Origin of the sequence: Streptomyces sp. NPDC005963 (genome assembly GCF_040638655.1) — a bacterium.
In the GTDB taxonomy this organism is placed as follows: domain Bacteria; phylum Actinomycetota; class Actinomycetes; order Streptomycetales; family Streptomycetaceae; genus Streptomyces.
On the sequence record NZ_JBEXVD010000008.1, the window covers coordinates 197860 to 218557 of the forward strand.

Consider the following 20698-nt stretch of genomic DNA (forward strand, 5'->3'; position numbering starts at 1 on the left):
GGCGGCAGGCCAGAGAAGGGTTCCATCAGTATGTCCTCCGAGATGTTCACCATGACCGCCCCAGGGCAGACCCCCTCCGACGCCACCGTCAGCCATCCGTCGGAACTGCCGCTGAGTCACATCAGCCAGAACCCCGATAATCCACGCGAAGCCCTGAGGGATTTGGACTCGCTGACCACGAGCGTGCGCGAGATAGGTCTCGTCAACGCGATTACGGTCGCTTCCGTCCAAGCCTATGTTCGCGAACGACCGACCCGTGCCGTCGAACTCGACCCCAGCGCCCGGTACATCGTGATCGACGGTCACCGCCGCCTGGAGGCGGCCCGTCGAGCGGGGCTCACCCATGTCCGGGTCAGTGTCGACGACGCCCTGGTCTCGACCGACCGGTCGCTCCTGGAAGCGGCCTTCGTCGCCAATGTCCACCGGGACGACATGAATCCGCTGGAGCAGGCCCACGCGCTCAAGAAACTGGTGGAGTTCTACGGGTCACAGAGCAAGGCGGCGAAGCGACTGGGCATCGCCCAGTCGACGATCTCCTCCAAGCTCTCCGTGCTGGAACTCGGCCCGGAACTCCAGGCCGATCTGCTCGCCGGACGGCGCAAGGTCGTCCATGTCCGCAATCTGTCCCGGCTCTCCCCCCAGCAGCAGAAGCAGCGCGCCGATGCGCGCGCCGCGGCCACCGAGTCCCGGTCCGCCGAACCCCGCTCGCTCACTTCGGCGCACCATCCGGCCCCGACGCCCATCCTGCATCAGCGCGCGACCATGACGATGCCCTGGGGGGACGGTGTCGCCTGTGCGGAGATCGCCATCTCACGCATGCGTCCGGCCGAACGGGCGCGCATGTTGCGCCGGCTCTGGCAGGAGGCCGAGAAGGAGTCCCGGGGCGCCCGCCTGATCTCCCAGCGGCGGGCCTGAGCCAACACGGAACGAGCGCGTCTGCACGTGCGGTACGTCATACGGGTCGGCTGCGGCAATCCTGCTGTCCCGCGCCGCAGTTCGCCGAACGGCCCGAAGCACGGATGGACACCGACCCCCGACCGGACCGAAGCCGCAACCCGCTCCCGCTCCTCTTCGATCCCATCCGACTCATTCGACTCATTCGACCAAGACGAGACCGACCTCCGTCGCCCGTGACGCACGCACCACCCGCTCGCAGCCGGAACAGTGGTGTACGGGGGATCTGCTCGGGCGCGCGGCAGGTGACTGGGCCGCGGCACCGCACGGTGCCGCGGCCCAGTCGTGTGCGTTGCGGGCCATGCGCGCGCCGGGGCGCTGATCAGACGTCAGAATCCGGCGCCCGTGGACGAAACGGCCGATGAACCGCGCCGTGCGCTCCCGTGCGCCCGTACCGACCGCCCTTGCCGTCGAGCGACCCCCGCGCCTAACATCCGCTTGTCGTTTGATCTCACACGGAATGAAGGGCGACACCTCAAGGGCACCGGGGGCAGACACCGCCCGGGTCAGCAGAACGAGCCGGGTGATCCACGCACGGCCACAGGTACGGCGCCACCCCGGGAATCGGACCGTCCCGTCGGGCGTTGCAGACGGACACCGGTGCCAGTGAGCCACGATCGGGCCGACACCGCCACCCTCCCGACCGCCCGTCAGCAGGAGGACCCGACCCACCGTTATGCGACTCCCCCTCCCCCCACCCACCGGCGGCGCAATTCCTCGTCCGGGCCCTGCGGTCCGCCCACTGACGACACCCTGACTCTCCCCCCACCAGCAGGCGCGTGCCGCCCCTAGCCGACCGGGACCCGACGTGACCCTTCCCCGCCCCCTGATCGCCGTCCCCGCCCGCTTCGCCGCATCCGCGTCCGCAGTGCGGCACGGCGCCGAAGTCAGCGCCCGGGCCCTGGTGGAAGCCGTCTGGCGAGCGGGCGGCGAGCCGGTGACCATCCATCCGTACGCACCCGGAGGGTTCGCCTACGCGGCCGACGTCGCGGCCAGGTTGACACGGTTCGACGGTGTGGTGCTCCCCGGCGGCGACGATCTCGCTCCGCACCTCTATGAGCAGCACGACGAACAGAAGGAGCCCGACCGGCCGCCACGAGCACCCGGAATGGACGACGAACAGGACGGGTTCGACCTCGAAGTCGCCCGACAGGCGCTGCGTCTGGGCCGACCGCTGCTCGCCATATGCCGGGGGCTCCAGATCGTCAACACCGTACTCGGCGGAACCCTGCGGCGGGGGTTCGAGGAACCCGAGCGGGAACACCGGCATCTCGTGCACCCCGTGACGCTCCGTCCGGGCTCGCGGATCGCACGGATCACGGGCGGTGAGAAGGCCGAGGTCTCCTGCTACCACCGGCTGCGGGTGGACCGGCTCGGCGAGGGCCTGCGCATCACCGCCCGGGCCTCCGACGGAACACCCGAAGCACTGGAACTGGTCGGTGCGAGGGGATGGTTGACCGCGGTCCAGTGGCGCCCCGAGGAAACGGCACACGAGGACCCGAACCAGCAGCGCATCTTCGACGCCCTGATCAAGGTGGCGGCGCCCTGAACGCCGAGCCCGCGCCCGTCCCATCACATCGGACGCCCGGAGCGGATCCGGAGCCGGGCTCCGGTGGGATCACAGGCGTCTGACGGCCGGTGAGCCCGGCGCCGACGGGCGTACGGGCCCACGACGCCGAACCTCCCGGCGAGGCGATACGACGGATCCCGCCCGGGACGGGTCAGTCCTGCTTCTTCCGCCGGGTACCGAAGACGATCTCGTCCCAGCTGGGCACCGCCGCACGCCGTCCCGGGCGCACGCCGTCCGCTTCCGCCTGACGATCTGTCGTGCCCGTCAGTCGATCACGATGACCGGCGACCGACCTCGGCATCAGCACGTCCGCGTACGCCGAGCCGGCACCGGCCGACGCGGCAGGGGCCACCGGCTCCTCCGCCTCCGGCTCCTGTTCCACCTCTTCGACGGTCTCCGTCTGAACGACCCGCTCGGGCACGACCATGTCGCCGCGGAAGCTGGGCACCGCCTCCAGCAGGCTGGTCAGCGAGTCCCGTTCACCGCCACTGGGCTCTTCCGGGCCGGCGGCAGGAGCGCCGGGCCGGTCGAGGGTGCGGTCCAGCGGCCTGTCACGAGGCAGCCGGGCGATCCGGGGCACGAACGGGAAACTCGGTTCCTGTGTGGTGGTGATGGTGTCGTCGGTCTCGCCGATCAACGCCCGCGCCTCGTCGTCCACGGCCTGGACCAACCGCCTGGGCGGGTCGTAGGTCCAACTCGCCGAGTGCGGTTCACCGGCCACGCGATAGATGAGGAGCACCTCCCAGGTGCCGTCATCACGGCGCCAGGAATCCCAGAGGGTGGTGTCCTTCTCCGCACCGCGCAGGGTCAGTCGCTCCTGGACCGCCTCGCCGAGCGGGGGGCCGGAGTTCTCACCGGGACGACGTACTGCGGTCTTCCGCGCGCGCTCGGCCATGAATGCGCGCTCGGCGAGCACGGGGCCCTCGAAGCGGCGCACCCGCTCGACCGGAATCCCGGCGAGTTGGGCGACCTCTTCGGCCGAGGCTCCTGCTCGTATCCGCGCCTGAATGTCTCGGGGTCGCAGGTGACTCTCGACCTCGATCTCGATCTGCCCGAGGCGGGCACGATCGTTGCGCACCGCAGCGCGCAGCCGCTCATCGATCGGAAGCGCGTATTCCGTGCTATCCGCAGCTTTGAGCACCAGTCGTGTGCCGTCGTTGGAGACGGCCACGACACGCAGTTCGGGCATGGGGACCTCCCGGGTGGTGCCTGCCGACGTCACCTGTGCGTCGCTGCTTCCGCTAGTCGAGTGTGGCCTGCCCGGGTGCAGCCTGCCACAACCTTGCCGAGTTGCCCGGCGTGTCGGGCACAGGCCCTGGATCGCCGTTATGGCACGGTTACCTGTTAACCACTCAGCGTCACACTTCGTCACGCTGCGTGCAGACTTCCACGCGATATCGCGGCGCCGCCGGATCGAGCGCCACTTTCGGCCCCCTCCTCGGGATCAGGACTCCGCGAGGGAGACCCTGCCCAAGGTTCGCCACAGTACTCCATTCGGGCCATCGGAGTGGGCTGCCGCGCCGTTAACTTCGCGCCGCGTTCGCCGCTTCACCGGCGGTACACGGGCAAGGGGTGTCTTGATTCACAGAATCTTCCCAAAGGGAACTATTCGCATCTCCCATTTGTCCCTCAGAGGTACGCAGAACGACAGAAGGGAAAGCAGGGGCTGAGGATGCATCAGAAGCTGGACACCGAAGAGAGCCGCAGCCAAGGGCGTGAACGGAGGCTTGACCTGAGCGTCCCCCAGGTCGCCGGGAGCGCCCTCGCCGCGGTCACCGCGGCCGTGCTCGCCTCCAGGCTCGGCGTCTACGGCACGATCATCGGCGCCGGGGTCGTCAGCGTGGTCGCCACTTGTGGCGGCTCGGTCCTCCAGCACCTCTTCAGCCGTACCGGCGAGCAGTTGCGGGAAGTGACGGTCCAGGCGCGGCCGACGGGTCGGAGGTCGGCCGGGCGCACCCCGAGCGGCGTCACCGAACCGGAGCGAGCGGGCCGGGCGGCCTCACGGCCGGGCGAGTTCACGAGCGCGACCACCCACGGAACCCGCGTCAGGGGGTGGAAGCGGCCCCTGATCGCCGCGGCCGTCGTCTTCGGCGTGGCGATGGGCGGGGTGACCGCCTACGAGGTCGCCTCCGGCTCCGAACTGAGCGGCGGTACGGGCACGACCGTCGGTTCGGTGGTCGGCGGCGGAGGGAGCGGCGGACGGCAGGGCCCGGCGGACGAACCCGCGCCCGCCCCCGACGGCTCCCACGACGACCGGTCTCGGGAGACCGAGCGGCAGAGCCCCGACCCAGCACCTGGTGACGGCGGGGAGGGCACATCGCCCGGTCCCGACGGCGGGGCGGTCCCCCCGGAGCGTGGCGAGGGGAACGCGGAGGAGGGCTCCCCCGACGGGACGCCCGGTGGCACCGACGCACCCGATGAGTCGTCCCCTCCGACTCCACCGGCGCCGCGGCCATCGGCGGAGGAGGGTGCGCCCGCACCCGCGCCCTCCGCACCCGCAGCCGGCGGCGCCACCGACCGATAGACCCCGCTGGAGCCGTGCTTCCCGTGCGTCCTGAAGGGCTCCTCGCCGGTGCGGCTCAGGGCCCGAGGACCCGGCGCAAGTGGTCGTTGCCGAACACGCGCGCGGGGTCGAGCCGATCGCGTACGGCGGTGAACTCGGCGAACCGCGGGTAGACCCCGGCCAGATACTCCGCGTCCCGGGTGTGGATCTTGCCCCAGTGAGGGCGGCCCCCATGGGCGGTCATGATCCGTTCCACCGCCGTGAAGTACGACCGGTAGGGCGTGCCGCGGTACAGGTGGACCGCGATGTAGGCGCTCTCACGGCCCGACGCGGTGGAGAGGGCCATGTCGTCGCCCGGAGCGGTCCGGACCTCCACGGGAAAGCTGATCTTCAACGGCGAGCGTTCGATCATCGCCTTGACCTCGCGCAGGGCGTCCACTGCGGACTCGCGCGGCAGGGCGTACTCCATCTCGACGAACCGGACCCGGCGAGGTGAGGTGAAGACCTTGTAAGGGATGTCCGCGTAGGTGCGGGCGGACAGGGCGCGGCTGGAGAGCCTGGCGAGGGCGGGGATGACCGCAGGCACCGTCCGGCCCATCGAGTTGGCCACCTGGAACAGCCCGTTCGACAGCAACTCGTCGTCGATCCACGCCCGGACGGCACCGGGAGGAGAAGGCGGGCCGGCGCTGCGGTTGTTGCGCTTGGTGATGCAGTTTCCCGTGTGGGGGAACCAGTAGAACTCGAAGTGCTCGTTCTCGGCGTGGAGGGCGTCGAATTCGGCGGTGACCCGGTCGAAGGACATCGGCTCCTCGCGCGCCTGCAACACGAAGAGGGGTTCGACCGCCAAGGTGACGGCGGTGATGACGCCGAGCGCCCCCAACCCGACCCGGGCGACGGCGAAGAGTTCGGGGTGTTCGGTCGCCGAGCAGTGGAGCACCCTGCCGTCCGCCGTGACCAGTTCGAGGCCGGTGATCTGAGCCGCTATCGACGCGGAGTCACGGCCGGTGCCGTGGGTGCCCGTGCTGATGGCACCGGCGATCGTCTGCTCCATGATGTCGCCCATGTTGGCCAGGGAGAGACCCTCCCGGGCGAGGGCCACGTTCAGGCGCTTCAGCGGCGTACCGGATGCGACCGTGACGGTCATCGCGGCGCGGTCGACATCCCGGATTCCGGTGAGGAGGTCGGGGCGGATCAGCAATCCGTCGGTGTCCGCGATGGCGGTGAAGGAGTGCCCCGTCCCGGCGGTCTTCACGCGCAGGCCGTCCGCTGCGGCCTGACGGACCGCGTCGGCCACCTCATCGGCCGACGCAGGGGTGGCCTCGCGCGTCGGACGGACCGTCACGGTGCCCGCCCAGTTACGCCGTGGTCGTATCGCACTTCTCCGGCTGGCCGTGCTCATCGACTTGCTGCTCCTCCCCTGTCGGGACCGGCCTCTTCAGCCGGCGGTACCCCAGGAACGCCACCACGATCCCGGCCGCCCCCGCGACCCCGGCAACTCCGTACGCCGCCTCCGCACCGGCTGCGTCCACCGCCCAGCCCGCGCCCGACGAGCCGAGGGCGATCCCGACCGCAAGTCCGGTGCTCACCCAGGTCATGCCCTCGGTGAGCTTGCTGCGCGGCACGTGCGCCTCGACGAGGGCCATGGTGGTGACCATGGTCGGAGCGACAGCCAGGCCCGCGATGAAGAGGGCAACGGCCAGGGATGCGAGGTTCCCGACCATTTGGAGGGGGATCATACTCACGGCCATGCCGCAGACCCCCACCAGCCACCGACGTTCGGGCGACCCCTTGAGGTGCAGCAATCCGAAGACGAGTCCGGCGAGACAGGACCCGAGGGCGTAGACGGCGAGGACCAGGCTCGCCGCCGACTTGCGACCCTCTTCGTCGGCGAACGCGACCGTGACCACGTCGACCGCACCGAAGATCGCGCCGGTCGCCACGAAGGCCAGGACGAGGACCTGGAGCCCGGGCGAGCGGAGTGCGGATGCCTTGGTGTGTTCCTCACGGGGGTGCGGCACCGGCTCGGTGGCCCGCTGGGCGGTCAGCCACAGGACGCCCACCACGAGGAACACGGTGGCGAGCAGCGGGCCCGCGGCCGGGAACCACGCCGTGGACAGGCCGATGGAGACGATCGGGCCGAAGATGAAGCACAGCTCGTCGACGATCGACTCCCAGGTGTACGCGGTGTGCAGTTCGCGCGGGGAGTTGCGGTAGATGGTCGCCCAGCGGGCCCGGATCATCGATCCGACGCTCGGGACGCAGCCGGCGCCGGCCGAGAAGACGAAGAGGGTCCAGTCCGGAGCCCCGTTCTGGGCGCAGAGCAACAGCCCGGCGACGGCCGCGACCGCAACCAGCGTCGCGGGACGTAGGACCCGGGCCTGGCCGTGGCGGTCGACCAGACGGGATATCTGCGGTCCGATGACGGCGGCGGACATCGCCAGGGTGGCCGCGAGAGCGCCCGCCAGGCCGTAGCGGCCGGTGAGCTGGGAGACCATGGTGACGATCCCGATGCCCATCATGGACAGGGGCATGCGGCCGAAGAATCCGGCTGCGGAGAACCACTTGCTGCCTGGGGCGGCGAAGATGGCGCGGTAGGGACTGGGCAAGTGAGGCTCCGGTAGGGCGTACGGATGGCCGTGCCAGGCTACGCCCGGTTATGTGGCCCGTACATCCGTAATCTGGGCACATCACCTGCGATCCCCCTGACTTGTCACAACGTGCCGTGCTTGGTGCGCTCCCTCGTCTTCGGATGGTCGCGGACGGCGGTCGCGCTGACCGTCATCCCACCGCCCGCCCCACACCGAGGCGTGCAGCACGCGCCGTGCCACCCGAGCCGCGACCCTACGGCGCGCGGCACCCTCCAGGTACGGGGTACGTCTCCTTCGCGCGCGGAAGGGTGGGAGGATCGGAGTCATGTCCGATGCGCCTGACCTCTCCCCCTACGACGCCCTGCTGCTGCTCTCCTACGGCGGACCAGAGGGCCCGGACGATGTCGTCCCGTTCCTGGAGAACGCGACGCGCGGCCGGGGCATCCCCAAGGAGCGGCTCAAGGAGGTGGGGCAGCACTACTTCCTCTTCGGGGGCGTCTCCCCGATCAACGAGCAGAACCGCGCCCTGCTGGACGCACTGCGCAAGGATTTCGTCGACCACGGACTGAACCTGCCGGTCTTCTGGGGAAACCGGAACTGGGCGCCTTATGTGACCGACACCCTGCGGGAGATGGCTCAGGAAGGCCACCGCCGCATTGCCGTCGTGGTGACCAGTGCGTACGCCTCGTACTCGGGGTGCCGACAGTATCGGGAAGATCTCGCCGAAGCCCTGGCCAGCTTGGAAGCGGAAGGTCTGGTGGGAGTGCGCGTCGATAAGTTGCGGCATTACTTCAACCACCCCGGTTTCGTACGTCCCCTGGTCGAAGGGGTGCTGAGGTCGCTCGCCGACCTCCCCGCGGACGTGCGCTCGGGAGCCCATCTGGCGTTCACCACCCACTCGATCCCGGTGACGGCGGCCGACACCTCGGGCCCCGTGGAGGGGCACGGCGACGGGGGCGCCTATCTGCGTCAACACCGGGAAGTGGCCGGGCTGATCGCCGATGCCGTCCGCGAGGAGACCGGGGTCGAACACCCCTGGCAGTTGGTGTTCCAGTCGCGCAGCGGTCCGCCGCACATTCCCTGGCTGGAGCCGGACATCTGCGATCACCTGGAGGACCTGCACGGCTCCGGGGCCCCCGCGGTGGTGATGGTTCCCATCGGGTTCGTCTCCGACCACATGGAAGTCCTCTACGACCTCGACACGGAGGCGATGGCCAAGGCGAACGAGTTTGGGCTCCCGGCCCGACGGTCGGCCACGGTCGGGGCGGATCCCCGCTTCGCGGCGGCGCTGCGCGAGTTGCTCGTGGAGCGGGCGGCGAGCGAACGGGGCGCGACGGACGTGCGGCCCTGTGCCCTGGGCTCGCTGGGCCCTTCGCACGATCTGTGTCCGCTCGGTTGCTGCCCGGGACGGGCCCCCAAGCCGGCGGCTGCCGGTGTGGGTGAGCGCCAGAGCTGACCTCGGGCGCGGTTCGTCCACCGAGCACCGGGGGCGCCGCCTGCCCGTCGCACTCCTGACGGGCGACCGCGCACGGATCGCGGTGGACACCCGTCGCCGGTGCGGCCGGCAGGGTCATGAAGTCGACCGGACCGCTCGCACCGTCGCCCAGCAGCGGTTCACCGTTCGTACGTCAGTGCGAGCACGGACCTCGGGAGCTCCCCGATCGGACCGCGCGCCAGGATTAGAAGGATCATCCCACCGGGTAAAGGATTCGCCGTGACCGACGCCAGCGACGCCCTCCTGTCCGAACTGTTGGATCTCGCCCTGGAGGCCGCCGGACGGGCGGGTGAACTCCTCCGCGACGGCCGCCCCGCCGACCTCGGGGTGGCCGCGACCAAGTCCAGCCCCATCGACGTGGTGACCGAGATGGACATCGCCGCCGAGAAGCTCATCACCGGCTTCCTCGCGGAGCGCCGACCCACCGACGGCTTCCTCGGCGAGGAGGGCGCGTCCACGGCCGGCACCAGCGGTGTGCGCTGGGTCATCGACCCGCTCGACGGCACGGTGAACTATCTGTACGGGCTGCCGACCTGGGCGGTCTCCATCGCCGCCGAGCGGGACGGCGCGACGCTCGTCGGCGTGGTCGAGGTGCCGATGCGCGGCGAGACCTGCCGGGCGGTGCTCGGCGGGGGCGCGTACATCAACGACAGGGCGGTGCGCTGCCGCCCCACCGCGCCGCTGGACCAGTCCCTGGTCGCCACGGGCTTCAACTACGTCGAGTCGGTGCGCACCCACCAGGCGGCCGTCGCCCATCGGCTGGTGCCCCGGCTCAGGGACATCAGGCGCAGCGGGTCGGCAGCGGTGGACCTCTGCGATGTGGCAGCCGGCCGGCTGGACGGCTACTACGAGCGCGGACTGCATCCGTGGGACCTCGCTGCGGGCGATCTCATCGCACGCGAGGCGGGCGCGCGCACGGGTGGCCGGCCGGGGCAGCCGCCTTCGTACGACCTCACCGTCGCGGCGAGTCCGGGAGTGTTCGAGCCTCTTCAGGGCCTACTGGAGGAGTTCGGCGCCTGGCACGACTGAGGTCGGCGCCACCCCGTGCGACAACGGCCTCACAAACCCCACCACGGGCCACAGGAGCCACTCAGGCCACCGCGTCGGGGGTCGAGGCCTCCGTACGCCCGGAAGACGCCCAGAAACGCCACAGGCCCCCGTCGACACTCGACGGGGGCCGTGCGCGCCGGGGTGCGGACTGGCCCACGCCCCGGCCATGCGACGCTAGGCCGCGCTGACCTCCACACCGTGCTCGGCAGCAAGCCGGTGGAGGTCTTCCAGCTCCTCCTGCTCGACCTCGGCCAGGAACTCGTCACCCGTCTCACGGGCCAGTGTGAGATCCGTCTCCGCGGCCTTGATGCGCTGTAGCAGTCCTGCGGTAAATGCGTCCATGTGCGCCCCCTCGTCGTGGGTCGATGGCACGGGGGTGTGCCTCGGGGTCCCCCTGCCGCAGCAGGGAGCGGGGTGATTGATCACCTTTGGCCGAAGGGCCGGGTTTGTGGCGTTGCCACGTCCAACGTCGCCGCCACAGGCAGGGCGTGATCTCGGGATGTCTAAGCGTCCTCCCCCAGGCGCTCACGGGGGAAACCTCAACTAGCCGGGGAATCCGGTCAATTCCCCGCGACCCGCTCCGGCTACTCCGGGTCGTCCTCGCCTTACCGCCGGTTTACGCGCGTAACGGGCAGGATGGAGGCGCACAGCACGTGCGAAACGCTGCCCTGATCATGGCTGACGGGCCCGGAGGAAGGAAACGAGACGTGCGCGTACTCGTCGTCGAGGACGAGCAGCTGCTCGCCGATGCGGTGGCCACCGGACTGCGCCGGGAGGCGATGGCCGTGGACGTCGTGTACGACGGCGCGGCGGCACTGGAGCGCATCGAGGTGAACGACTACGACGTGGTCGTCCTCGACCGCGACCTCCCCCTGGTCCACGGTGACGACGTGTGCCGCAAGATCGTCGAGCTCGGGATGCCGACCCGGGTGCTGATGCTGACGGCGTCCGGCGACGTCAGCGACCGCGTGGAGGGGCTGGAGCTCGGCGCGGACGACTACCTCCCCAAGCCCTTCGCCTTCACCGAGCTGATCGCCAGGGTGCGCGCGCTGGGCCGCCGCACCACGGTCCCGCTGCCCCCCGTTCTGGAGCGGGCCGGGATCAAGCTGGACCCCAATCGCCGTGAGATCTTCCGCGACGGCCGTGAGATCCAACTCGCGCCCAAGGAGTTCGCCGTCCTGGAGGTCCTGATGCGCAGCGAGGGCGCGGTGGTCTCGGCCGAGCAGCTGTTGGAGAAGGCGTGGGATGAGAACACCGACCCCTTCACGAACGTGGTCCGCGTGACGGTGATGACGTTGCGGCGCAAGCTCGGGGAACCGCCGGTGATCGTCACCGTGCCCGGCTCCGGATATCGGATCTGAGCTGCGGTGGCCGCAACTCCGCCGCATCCGTCGGCGCCCCCGAAACCGACCTGGGACCCTCGTGACCCGGTCCGACCCTTGCTGCGCCCGACGATTCGGATACGGCTGACCCTGCTGTACGGCGGGATGTTCCTGATCGCGGGCGTGCTGTTGCTGTCGATCATCTATCTGCTGGCGGCCCAGGCACTCCACTCCGGGAACGCACTGCCGTTCAAGCTGCTCCCCGAGAGCACGATCGAGCTCACGGCCAACTCCTGCCCGGCGCTGCGGCACGACCTCTCGGCCGACCAGGCCAACGCGGTCCTGAAGGAGTGCTTCGCCCGGCAGCGCGAGGTGGCGCTGGACGATCTGCTGCGGCGTTCGCTCTTCGCCCTGCTGGGCCTGAGCATCATCGCCTTCGCCTTCGGCTACGCGATGGCGGGCCGGGTGCTGTCGCCGCTCGGTCGCATCACCCGTACCGCCCGCCAGGTCGCCGGATCGGACCTGACGCGCCGGATCGAGCTGGACGGCCCGGACGATGAGCTGAAGGAGCTGTCGGACACCTTCGACGAGATGCTGGACCGCTTGCAGCGGGCCTTCACCGCCCAGCAGCGCTTCGTCGCGAATGCGTCCCACGAGCTGCGCACGCCGCTCGCGATCAACCGCACCCTGTTGGAGGTCCACCTCTCCGACCCGGGGGCGCCCGTGGAGCTCCAGCAGCTCGGCAAGACCCTGCTCGCCACCAACGAGCGCAGCGAGCAGTTGGTGGAGGGGCTCCTCCTGCTGGCCCGCAGCGACAACCAGACCTTCGAGCGCAAGCCGGTGGATCTGGCCGAGGTGGCCACCCGTGCGATCGACCAGACCCGTGCGGAGGCCGAGAGCAAGGGGGTGGAGATCCGCGGGGAGTACGCGGAAGCCGTGGTCCAGGGCAATGGAGTGCTCCTGGAGCGCATCGCACTGAATCTCGTGCAGAACGCCGTGCGGTACAACATCCCTGAGGACGGTTGGGTCGAGGTGACCACCGAGACCGCGGCCGGGCAGGCGATCCTCGTCGTTTCGAACACGGGCCCCGTGGTCCCCGCGTACGAGATCGACAACCTCTGGGAGCCGTTCCGGCGGCTCCGGCAGGAGCGCACGGGCAGCGACAAGGGCGTGGGGCTGGGGTTGTCGATCGCCCGATCGGTGGCGCGGGCCCACGGGGGACGTATCATCGCGGAGCCTCGCGAGGGTGGAGGGCTCGTGATGCGCGTCACACTTCCGATCTAGCCCGTGTTTTGCGTGACATGACTTCGTTCGCTTTACGCGGAATTTTCAGGACCCGTTCCCGGCTTGCACATGTGGGATCGATCACAAGGATGGCTTTCCGGCCATCTACTCTCCGTGATCAAGGAACCCTCCAGAAAGCCGGGAAAAGTCCTGGTTTCCCGGGGCCGAGATCACGGGAAGTACACGGGGTGGCGCCCGTGAGCTGCGACATTTGGATCGTGTACGGTCCCCTTCGCCATCCAACCTGATCACCCTCGGGGAATCCGGTTGGGTGTCGATTGAGTAACAGACCTTGATGTGAGGCAAAATCTCCGCCTCAGGTCGGGCACAAGTCCGGCCTCTCACGCGTTACGTGCGCTGGAGACACCGCAACCACCCAGAGGGGGAGAGCGACATGGCAACGGATTACGACACCCCACGTAAGACCGATGACGACGTCGATTCCGACAGCCTTGAAGAGCTGAAGGCACGACGGAACGACAAGTCGACGTCGACGGTCGACGTCGACGAGTTCGAAGCAGCCGAGGGCATGGAACTGCCCGGCGCGGACCTTTCCAATGAGGAACTGGCCGTCCGGGTGCTGCCCAAGCAGGCCGATGAGTTCACCTGCATGAGCTGCTTCCTCGTACACCACCGCAGTCAGCTGGCCCGTGAGAAGAACGGCCAGCCGATCTGCCGCGACTGCGACTGAGGTCCGGTCGGCCGTGGCAGGCGAGACACCGTCCAGGAAGCGACGCTTCCGACGTCAGAAGCCGTCGGAGGCGCCCGCAGAGGCGTACCCGGGCGGTACGGGACCGGACGAGGGCAACACGCCCTCCGACACGGACTCGTCCGCCCTCTTGCCCTACGGTGCGGGAGAAGACGGGCGAGGTGCCTCGACCTCGCTCGAAGCGCTCCCGCGCGATACGGCTGACCGGCCCCACGGGTCGAGTCGGCCGGGGCGGCTGGCCTCCGTGCGCAACGGCGTGCGGAGAAGCAGCGAGAGCGCCAAGGCGGCCGTGGGCTACATCGCCGACCGGATCATCGAGAACGCACCGCGCGTGCCGGTGCGTGACCTCGCGACCCTGCGGGGGCAGTTCCCCGGCCTGAGTCCCGAACAGCTCGCGGACAAGCTGGTCGCGGGCGCGTCCAATGCCACGGCGACGGTGGGCGCAGGTGTGGGCGCTGCCGCGATGCTGCCCGTACCGCCCGCCATGCCCGCCGAGCTGGCCGCGGAGATCACCGGCGTGGCCGCGATCGAGCTCAAGCTCATCGCCGAACTACACGAGGTCTATGGCCTAAGGCCCCCGGGCAGTCTCAAAGAGCGCAGCACCGCCTATCTGGCCGCCTGGTCGGACGAGCGCGGCATCGACGTGACCAAACCGTCGACGTACAAGAACGCCGCCCTGAGCGGCGGACTCAAGCGCGAGCTGCGCCAACAGATCATGAAGCGGATGATCCGCAATCTCCCCAACCTGATCCCGTTCATGGTGGGGGCTGCGGTCGGTGCCGTGATGAACCGCCGGGACACCCGGCACCTCGCGGACCGGGTCCGCAAGGATCTCCGTATCCGGCAGGTCCCGTGGGACGCACTGCCGGCGCTGCCGCCGCTGGATCAGCCCGCGCAGCCACTGGAGCACCTGAAGAAGCCCTACGAGTTGGAGGGCTGAGCCACTCCGGTCGGGGCGGCTGTGGGGCGGGACGCACGGTGAGGCGTTCTGCCCCGTGACTGTTGTTCTGCCCCCTGACGGACGGCGTGACGGACGGCAGGGCGCCGGCGAACGGCGTCCCGGACGGACGTCAGGCAGCGCGCAGAGCGTCGGCCAATCCCTGTGGATCACGCGTCGAGAGGTACACGTACGGCGTGGGGTCGGCCGGATCGGTGATTTCGATCCGCACGGCCGTGGGGATGTAGCTGCGCAGCAGCATGAAGGCCCGCGGGTCCGCCTTGTAGGAGCGCCAGGCGAGCGTCTCCTCGGCGTCCAGCACTTCGGGCTCCCCCAGCGCGCTCAGTGGGATGCGGGCGTCCGCCACGACCAGCGCCCCGGTGACCACACGGATCCGAGCAGATCCGTAGGAGCTCACCACGACCGCGGTCAGCACGGCCGCGCCGACCGCACCACCGAGCATGGGCAGGACACCGAGGGGAAGGGTGACCAGACCGCCCGAGATGCCGGCCAGGAGGCTCAGGGCCCACCACACGGGCGGAGCGGTCAGACGTTCTTCGTAGCGCACGGCCGGGGTGCCGGGGGCGGAGGGCTGCATGTCGACTAGCTTGGCACGGTGCGGCTCCGGGCCTGCCACGCGGGTAAGGTCTGCGCCTGTGAGCACTGAGAATTCCAGGGGGTCGAGTCCCGGCCATCCGGCCATGGTCCCCCCGGCCGACGCCATACCTCCGGTGCGGCACCCCGATGCCCCCGCCCCCGGTGAGCTGCTCGGCTCGCACTACGACCACTGTTTCGGCTGTGGAGGGGCCCAGCCGCACGGTCTGCATCTGCAAGCGCGGGCGGGCGACGGCGTGAGCATCACCGCCGAGTTCACCGTACGGCCGGCCCATCAGGGCGCCCCGGGCCTGGCGCACGGTGGGGTCCTCACCTCTGCGCTGGACGAGACGCTCGGTTCGCTGAACTGGCTGTTGCGGACGATCGCCGTCACCGGCCGGCTGGAGACGGACTTCGTCCGGCCCGTGCCGGTGGACACCCAGCTCTTCCTCCAGGCCGAGGTCACCGCGGTCGCCGGTCGCAAGATCTACTCCAGCGCCGTGGGCCGTATCGGCGGTCCGGACGGGCCCGTCGCCGTACGTGCCAAGGCCCTCTTCATCGAGGTCAAGGTCGACCACTTCATCGACAACGGCCGGCCGGCGGAGATCCAGGCCGCCATGTCCGACCCCGACCAGATCAGACGCGTACGCGCTTTCGAGGTGAATCCCTGATGTCCCGCACGTCCGACCACAACAGCCCCGTGGACCTTCTGATCCGTCGAGTGGACCCCGAGGTGCCGTTGCCTTCGTACGCGCACCCCGGGGATGCGGGGGCGGATCTCGTCACCTGCGAGAGCGCCGAGCTCGCTCCCGGTGAGCGCGTCGTGCTGCCGACCGGGGTCGCCATCGCCCTTCCCGACGGGTACGCCGCCTTCGTCCATCCGCGCTCCGGACTCGCGGCCCGCTGCGGCGTAGCACTCGTGAATGCCCCGGGGACGATTGATGCCGGGTACCGTGGGGAGATCAAGGTGATCGTGGTCAATCTCGACCCGCGCGAGACGGTGCGGTTCGAGCGATTTGACCGGATTGCCCAACTGGTTGTCCAGCAGGTCGAGAAGGTGCGCTTCCACGAGGTGGCGGAGCTTCCCGGCTCGGCACGGGCCGAGGGGGGCTTCGGGTCCACCGGCGGTCATGCCGCTGTGGACGGCTCAACGGGTGGGAATCGATACGCTTCCGTCGTATCCGACCGGGAAGGACAGTGACGTGTTCGGACGTCGCAAGAAGAGTGGTTCCGCGGGGGACGCGGACGCAGCGGCCGAGGCCGAGCAGGTCGCCGAGCTCAACTCGGACAACGCTGACAACGCTGACGATGCTGAGAACGCTGCCGACGCAGAGGGCGCCGGGAACGCAGCCAGTGGCAAGGGCCGCCGGGTGAACCTCCCGCCCGCACCGCGGCCGGACGGCCCCTGGGACGTCTCCGAGGTCTCCAAGGCCGATGAGGGCCGTGTCGATCTCGGTGGTCTGTTCGTGCCCGGGGTCGAGGGCATGGAGCTGCGGGTAGAGGTCGCCGGCGATGCGATCGTCGCGGCGACGGTCGTCCTGCGCGACAGTGCCGTACAGCTCCAGGCGTTCGCAGCGCCGAAGAAGGAAGGCATCTGGGGCGAGGTCCGCGAGGAGATCGCCTCCGGCATCACCCAGCAGGGCGGCATCATCGACGAGGTCGAGGGTCCGCTGGGCTGGGAGCTGCGGGCACAGGTGCCCGTGCAGCTGCCCGACGGTACCGGTGGGGTGCAGTTGGTGCGCTTCATCGGGGTCGACGGTCCGCGGTGGTTCCTGCGGGGTGTGATCTCCGGCCAGGGCGCCGTGCAGCCGGAGGCGGCCGGTCTGCTGGAGCAGATCTTCAAGGACACCGTCGTCGTCCGCGGCGAGGGGCCCATGGCGCCGCGCGACCCGATCGTCCTGAAGCTGCCCGAGGACGCGCAGATGGTGCCCGAGGGCGTCCAGCAGGAGGAGCAGGAGGGTTCCCGCTTCTCCGGTGGCATGGGTCAGCTCCAGCGCGGCCCGGAGATCACCGAGGTCCGCTGAGGCCCTTTTGAACAGCTCGGACCGGTGGGTCGCTCTTCCCTGGGGAGTGCGACCCACCGGTGTTTTCTCGTACTGTTCCGAGATCGAACCGGCACTCCACCGGAACGTCACCGGAACTCCCGTACGAAGGGCGCTTCATGACCGAGAGCACAGGAGCCCGCGGCGGCACGGCGCTGGCCGACGAGTCGGCGCAGGGGCCCATGGTGCGGGTGGAGAACCTGCACCGTTCGTACGGCTCGGGCGCGGCTGCCGTCCACGCCCTGCGCGGTGTCTCCTTCGAAGTGGGCCGGGGGGAGTTGGTCGCGCTCAAGGGCCGGTCGGGTTCGGGCAAGACGACCCTGCTCAATCTGGTCGGCGGCCTGGACTCCGCCGACGAGGGGCGCATCACCGTCGACGGGGTGGAACTCGCGGGGCTGGGCGAGAAGCAGCTTCTGGAGCTGCGCCGCGATCGCATCGGTTTCGTCTTCCAGGCGTTCGGGCTGATTCCGATCCTGTCGGCGGCCGAGAACGTGGGCGTGCCGATGCGGCTGCGCAGGACGCACCAGCGCGAGCGGGAGGAGCGGGTGCAGCTGTTGCTCTCCCTGGTGGGTCTCGCGGACCATGCGTCCCAACGCCCCGGGGAGCTGTCCGGCGGGCAGCAGCAGCGCGTGGCGATCGCCCGCGCCCTGGCCAACCGGCCCGCGCTGTTGATCGCCGACGAGCCGACGGGTCAGTTGGACGCCGATACGGGACTCGCGGTGATGGAGCTGTTGCGGGCGGTGGTGCGGGGTGAGGGCGTGACCGCCCTGGTGGCCACCCACGACGCCCAACTGTTGGGGTTGGCGGACCGGGTGATCGAACTCAGTGACGGAGAGATCACCGAGGGCTGACCTGGTGTGACGTCGGGTTCCCGTGGTGCGGGCCCGTTCGGTGGGTCGGGCCCGTGGTGTCGAGCCGGGAGAGAGCGCCCCGGTACGGGGTCGGGCCCGTGCAGGGCCTGCGCCACCGGTCCCACGGCATCAGAATCACGTCAAATCCGCCGCTCAGGCGCCCCCCTGGCCCGATATGCCCGATTCCCTCGCCGTATGGTCGTCGCAGTGCACCCAGCTGTTCCTGAAAGACAATGAGGCCATGGCACGCGGCAAGCTAAGGATCTATCTCGGCGCGGCACCAGGCGTCGGCAAGACCTACGCCATGCTGTCCGAGGCCCATCGGCGCGTCGAGCGCGGCACGGACTGCGTGGTGGCCTTCGTGGAGCACCATGACCGTCCCCGTACCGAGGTCATGCTCCACGGACTGGAGCAGGTGCAGCGCAGGGAGATCGAGTACCGGGGAACCGTCTTCACCGAGATGGACGTCGACGCCGTGCTGGAGCGGGCGCCCGCGGTGGCGCTCGTGGACGAACTGGCGCACACCAACGTGCCCGGGTCCCGGCACGCCAAGCGGTGGCAGGACGTCCAGGAACTGCTGGTCGCGGGCATCGACGTCATCACGACGGTGAACATCCAGCACTTCGAGTCCCTCGGGGACGTCGTCGAGTCGATAACCGGTGTGCGGCAGCGCGAGACCGTACCGGACGAGGTGGTGCGCAGGGCCGAGCAGATCGAGCTGGTCGACATGACGCCGCAGGCCCTCAGACGGCGGATGGCGCACGGCAACATCTACACCTCGGACAAGGTCGACGCGGCGCTCTCCAACTACTTCCGCCCCGGCAATCTGACGGCCCTGCGGGAACTGGCGCTGCTGTGGGTGGCGGACCGGGTCGACGAGTACCTCCAGCAGTACCGCGGCGAGCACAACATCCGCTCCACCTGGCAGGCCCGGGAGCGCATCGTGGTGGGGCTCACCGGCGGGCCCGAGGGCCGCACCCTCATCCGTCGGGCGGCCCGTATGGCAGCCAAGGGCTCGGGGAGCGAGATCCTGGCGGTCTACATCGCCCGCAGCGATGGTCTGACCTCCGCTTCGCCCAAGGAACTGGCGGTGCAGCGGACCCTGGTCGAAGACCTCGGCGGAACGTTCCACCACGTCATAGGCGACGACATTCCGGTGTCCCTGCTGGAATTCGCCCGCGGGGTCAACGGCACCCAGATCGTGCTCGGGTCCAGTCGCCGCAAGGCGTGGCAGTACATCTTCGGTCCGGGCGTCGGCGCCACCGTGGCCCGTGACTCGGGCCCCGACCTCGACGTCCACATCGTCACCCACGACGAGGCGGGGAAGGGGCGCGGGCTGCCCGTGGCCCGCGGGGCCCGGCTCGGTCGCACCAGGATCATCGCGGGCTGGCTGGTCGGCGTGGTCGCCCCGATCCTGCTGTCGCTGCTGCTCACGGCCTTGGGCGACTCGCTGGGGCTCGCCAATGACGTGCTGCTGTTCCTGTTCCTGACCGTGCTGTCGGCGCTGCTCGGCGGTCTCCTGCCCGCGCTGGCGTCCGCGGCGGTCGGTTCCCTGCTGCTGAACTTCTACTTCACTCCCCCGGTGCGCACCCTGACCGTCTACGACCCGAAGAACATCGTGGCCATCGTGATCTTCTTCGCGGTGGCGGTCGCGGTGGCGTCCGTGGTCGATCTGGCGGCCCGCCGCACCCATCAGGCGGCCAGGCTGCGCGCCGAATCGGAGATCCTCTCCTTCCTCGCCGGCAGCGTGCTGCGGGGAGAGACCACCTTGGACGCCCTGCTCCAACGGGTCAGGGAGACGTTCGGCATGGAGTCGGTCGCCCTGCTGGAGCGGGCGGGGGACGTCGACCCGTGGACGATCGCCGGCAGTGTGGGCCCCCGCTGCGTCGTACGCCCGGAGGACGCCGACGTGGACATGCCGGTCGGCGACCACATGGCACTCGCGCTCTCCGGCCGGGTGCTGCCCGCCGAGGACCGTCGGGTGCTGGCCGCCTTCGCCGCCCAGGCCGCGGTCGTCCTCGACCGGGAGCGACTGGTCGACGAGGCGGAGGAGGCGCGGGCGCTCGCGGAGGGCAATCGCATCCGCACCGCGCTGCTCGCCGCCGTCAGCCATGATCTGCGCACTCCCCTGGCCGCGATCAAAGCGGCCGTGACCTCGCTGCGGTCGGACGACGTGGCCTGGTCGGACGACGATGAGGCGGAGCTGCTGGCCGGCATCGAGGACGGCGCGGACCGGCTCGACCACCTCGTGGGCAATCTGCTGGACATGTCCCGGCTCCAGACCGGCACGGTGACCCCGCTGATCCGGGTGACCGACCTGGACGAGGTGGTGCCGATGGCCCTGGTATCGGTGCCGGTCGAGAGCGTGGAGCTGGACATACCGGAGTCACTGCCGATGGTGGCCGTCGACCGGGGACTGCTGGAGCGTGCCGTCGCCAATATCGTCGAGAACGCGGTCAAGTACAGCCCCGTCGACAGGGCCGTCACGGTGGCCGCGAGCGCGCTGGGCGACAGGGTGGAGGTGCGGGTGGCCGATCGTGGCCCCGGGGTGCCCGACGAGGAGAAGGAACGGATCTTCGAACCCTTCCAGCGGTACGGGGACGCTCCGCGCGGTGCCGGTGTGGGCCTCGGCCTCGCCGTTGCCCGCGGCTTCACGGAGGCCATGGGCGGCACCCTGACCGCCGAGGACACGCCCGGTGGCGGCATGACCATGGTCCTCACCCTGAAGGCCGCGCCCGGGCTGGACCCGGTGAGCCCCGACCTACCCGCCCAGGTCACCTCATGACCGCCCCGATCAGG

Annotated in this window: 19 protein-coding genes; 14 read left to right on the plus strand and 5 right to left on the minus strand. The window is 69.9% G+C overall.

Features of this window, described 5'->3' with window-relative positions; translation table 11 throughout:
• The first annotated feature begins 30 nt into the window (after positions 1 to 30).
• Together ABZ348_RS14700 and ABZ348_RS14705 are read left to right on the plus strand one after the other, a co-directional pair.
• Positions 31 to 915 carry a ParB/RepB/Spo0J family partition protein gene (locus ABZ348_RS14700; RefSeq protein ID WP_358932895.1) on the plus strand — a complete coding sequence of 295 codons (885 nt, stop codon included), beginning with the start codon at positions 31 to 33 and terminating at the stop codon, positions 913 to 915.
• 847 nt (positions 916 to 1762) lie between these two features.
• Positions 1763 to 2503: a gamma-glutamyl-gamma-aminobutyrate hydrolase family protein gene (locus ABZ348_RS14705; RefSeq protein ID WP_358932897.1), complete on the plus strand. Its 741-nt coding sequence runs from the start codon at positions 1763 to 1765 to the stop codon at positions 2501 to 2503.
• A gap of 172 nt (positions 2504 to 2675) precedes the next feature.
• On the opposite strand, the gene sepH is transcribed toward ABZ348_RS14705, so the two are convergent.
• Positions 2676 to 3746, minus strand: a complete 1071-nt coding sequence (gene sepH, locus ABZ348_RS14710; protein ID WP_358932899.1) for a septation protein SepH — start codon at positions 3744 to 3746, stop codon at positions 2676 to 2678.
• Positions 3747 to 4196: 450 nt separating this feature from the next.
• Here sepH and ABZ348_RS14715 point away from each other — a divergent pair, with 450 nt between their 5' ends.
• A complete protein-coding gene (locus ABZ348_RS14715; protein WP_358932901.1) occupies positions 4197 to 5048 on the plus strand; it encodes a hypothetical protein in 852 nt (283 codons plus the stop codon).
• Between the two features lie 55 nt (positions 5049 to 5103).
• Here the strand turns inward: ABZ348_RS14715 and ABZ348_RS14720 are convergent, their stop codons facing one another.
• Together ABZ348_RS14720 and ABZ348_RS14725 are read right to left on the minus strand one after the other, a co-directional pair.
• Positions 5104 to 6426: a D-arabinono-1,4-lactone oxidase gene (locus ABZ348_RS14720; protein WP_358932903.1), complete on the minus strand. Its 1323-nt coding sequence runs from the start codon at positions 6424 to 6426 to the stop codon at positions 5104 to 5106.
• On the minus strand, positions 6383 to 7633 hold the full coding sequence (locus ABZ348_RS14725) for an MFS transporter (RefSeq protein ID WP_358932905.1): 1251 nt from the start codon (positions 7631 to 7633) through the stop codon (positions 6383 to 6385). The genes ABZ348_RS14720 and ABZ348_RS14725 overlap by 44 nt, the downstream gene beginning before the upstream one ends.
• Before the next feature lie 307 nt (positions 7634 to 7940).
• Between ABZ348_RS14725 and ABZ348_RS14730 the strand changes: the two genes are divergently transcribed.
• Together ABZ348_RS14730 and ABZ348_RS14735 are read left to right on the plus strand one after the other, a co-directional pair.
• Complete coding sequence (locus tag ABZ348_RS14730) at positions 7941 to 9071, plus strand: ferrochelatase (protein ID WP_358932907.1); 1131 nt, start codon at positions 7941 to 7943, stop codon at positions 9069 to 9071.
• Positions 9072 to 9329: 258 nt separating this feature from the next.
• On the plus strand, positions 9330 to 10139 hold the full coding sequence (locus ABZ348_RS14735) for an inositol monophosphatase family protein (protein WP_358932908.1): 810 nt from the start codon (positions 9330 to 9332) through the stop codon (positions 10137 to 10139).
• A gap of 195 nt (positions 10140 to 10334) precedes the next feature.
• On the opposite strand, the gene ABZ348_RS14740 is transcribed toward ABZ348_RS14735, so the two are convergent.
• Entirely contained in the window at positions 10335 to 10502 is a 168-nt protein-coding gene (locus tag ABZ348_RS14740; protein WP_358932909.1) for a hypothetical protein, read from the minus strand.
• Between the two features lie 365 nt (positions 10503 to 10867).
• Between ABZ348_RS14740 and ABZ348_RS14745 the strand changes: the two genes are divergently transcribed.
• The 4 genes from ABZ348_RS14745 to ABZ348_RS14760 all read left to right on the plus strand — a co-directional run bounded on the left by ABZ348_RS14745 (position 10868) and on the right by ABZ348_RS14760 (position 14415).
• Positions 10868 to 11521 carry a response regulator transcription factor gene (locus ABZ348_RS14745; protein ID WP_329024286.1) on the plus strand — a complete coding sequence of 218 codons (654 nt, stop codon included), beginning with the start codon at positions 10868 to 10870 and terminating at the stop codon, positions 11519 to 11521.
• 6 nt (positions 11522 to 11527) lie between these two features.
• The gene (locus tag ABZ348_RS14750; protein WP_358932910.1) at positions 11528 to 12766 is read left to right on the plus strand and encodes a HAMP domain-containing sensor histidine kinase; all 1239 of its coding nucleotides are present in this window, start codon (positions 11528 to 11530) and stop codon (positions 12764 to 12766) included.
• Positions 12767 to 13160: 394 nt separating this feature from the next.
• On the plus strand, positions 13161 to 13457 hold the full coding sequence (locus ABZ348_RS14755) for a DUF4193 domain-containing protein (RefSeq protein WP_005310959.1): 297 nt from the start codon (positions 13161 to 13163) through the stop codon (positions 13455 to 13457).
• 13 nt (positions 13458 to 13470) lie between these two features.
• Positions 13471 to 14415: a hypothetical protein gene (locus tag ABZ348_RS14760; protein WP_358932912.1), complete on the plus strand. Its 945-nt coding sequence runs from the start codon at positions 13471 to 13473 to the stop codon at positions 14413 to 14415.
• A 130-nt stretch (positions 14416 to 14545) separates the two neighbouring features.
• Here the strand turns inward: ABZ348_RS14760 and ABZ348_RS14765 are convergent, their stop codons facing one another.
• Complete coding sequence (locus ABZ348_RS14765; RefSeq protein WP_358932914.1) at positions 14546 to 15010, minus strand: DUF3093 domain-containing protein; 465 nt, start codon at positions 15008 to 15010, stop codon at positions 14546 to 14548.
• A gap of 103 nt (positions 15011 to 15113) precedes the next feature.
• Between ABZ348_RS14765 and ABZ348_RS14770 the strand changes: the two genes are divergently transcribed.
• The 5 genes from ABZ348_RS14770 (at position 15114) to ABZ348_RS14790 (ending at position 20684) form a co-directional block, all read left to right on the plus strand.
• Positions 15114 to 15677 carry a PaaI family thioesterase gene (locus ABZ348_RS14770; protein WP_358932984.1) on the plus strand — a complete coding sequence of 188 codons (564 nt, stop codon included), beginning with the start codon at positions 15114 to 15116 and terminating at the stop codon, positions 15675 to 15677.
• On the plus strand, positions 15677 to 16207 hold the full coding sequence (gene dut / locus ABZ348_RS14775) for a dUTP diphosphatase (protein WP_358932915.1): 531 nt from the start codon (positions 15677 to 15679) through the stop codon (positions 16205 to 16207). The genes ABZ348_RS14770 and dut overlap by 1 nt, the downstream gene beginning before the upstream one ends.
• A 1-nt stretch (position 16208) precedes the next feature.
• Complete coding sequence (locus tag ABZ348_RS14780; RefSeq protein WP_358932917.1) at positions 16209 to 17030, plus strand: DUF3710 domain-containing protein; 822 nt, start codon at positions 16209 to 16211, stop codon at positions 17028 to 17030.
• A 137-nt stretch (positions 17031 to 17167) separates the two neighbouring features.
• Positions 17168 to 17899 carry an ABC transporter ATP-binding protein gene (locus ABZ348_RS14785; protein WP_358932919.1) on the plus strand — a complete coding sequence of 244 codons (732 nt, stop codon included), beginning with the start codon at positions 17168 to 17170 and terminating at the stop codon, positions 17897 to 17899.
• 241 nt (positions 17900 to 18140) lie between these two features.
• On the plus strand, positions 18141 to 20684 hold the full coding sequence (locus ABZ348_RS14790) for an ATP-binding protein (RefSeq protein WP_358932921.1): 2544 nt from the start codon (positions 18141 to 18143) through the stop codon (positions 20682 to 20684).
• Positions 20685 to 20698: the final 14 nt, after the last annotated feature.

Excerpts from the sequence above, each read along its gene's own strand:
- ABZ348_RS14700 (WP_358932895.1), top strand. The coding sequence starts at position 31 with ATGTCCTCCGAGATGTTCACCATGACCGCCCCAGGGCAGACCCCCTCC.
- ABZ348_RS14715 (WP_358932901.1), top strand. The coding sequence starts at position 4,197 with ATGCATCAGAAGCTGGACACCGAAGAGAGCCGCAGCCAAGGGCGTGAA.
- ABZ348_RS14720 (WP_358932903.1), bottom strand. The coding sequence starts at position 6,426 with ATGAGCACGGCCAGCCGGAGAAGTGCGATACGACCACGGCGTAACTGG.
- ABZ348_RS14730 (WP_358932907.1), top strand. The coding sequence starts at position 7,941 with ATGTCCGATGCGCCTGACCTCTCCCCCTACGACGCCCTGCTGCTGCTC.
- ABZ348_RS14740 (WP_358932909.1), bottom strand. The coding sequence starts at position 10,502 with ATGGACGCATTTACCGCAGGACTGCTACAGCGCATCAAGGCCGCGGAG.
- ABZ348_RS14755 (WP_005310959.1), top strand. The coding sequence starts at position 13,161 with ATGGCAACGGATTACGACACCCCACGTAAGACCGATGACGACGTCGAT.
- ABZ348_RS14765 (WP_358932914.1), bottom strand. The coding sequence starts at position 15,010 with ATGCAGCCCTCCGCCCCCGGCACCCCGGCCGTGCGCTACGAAGAACGT.
- ABZ348_RS14770 (WP_358932984.1), top strand. The coding sequence starts at position 15,114 with ATGGTCCCCCCGGCCGACGCCATACCTCCGGTGCGGCACCCCGATGCC.
- dut (WP_358932915.1), top strand. The coding sequence starts at position 15,677 with ATGTCCCGCACGTCCGACCACAACAGCCCCGTGGACCTTCTGATCCGT.
- ABZ348_RS14785 (WP_358932919.1), top strand. The coding sequence starts at position 17,168 with ATGACCGAGAGCACAGGAGCCCGCGGCGGCACGGCGCTGGCCGACGAG.
- ABZ348_RS14790 (WP_358932921.1), top strand. The coding sequence starts at position 18,141 with ATGGCACGCGGCAAGCTAAGGATCTATCTCGGCGCGGCACCAGGCGTC.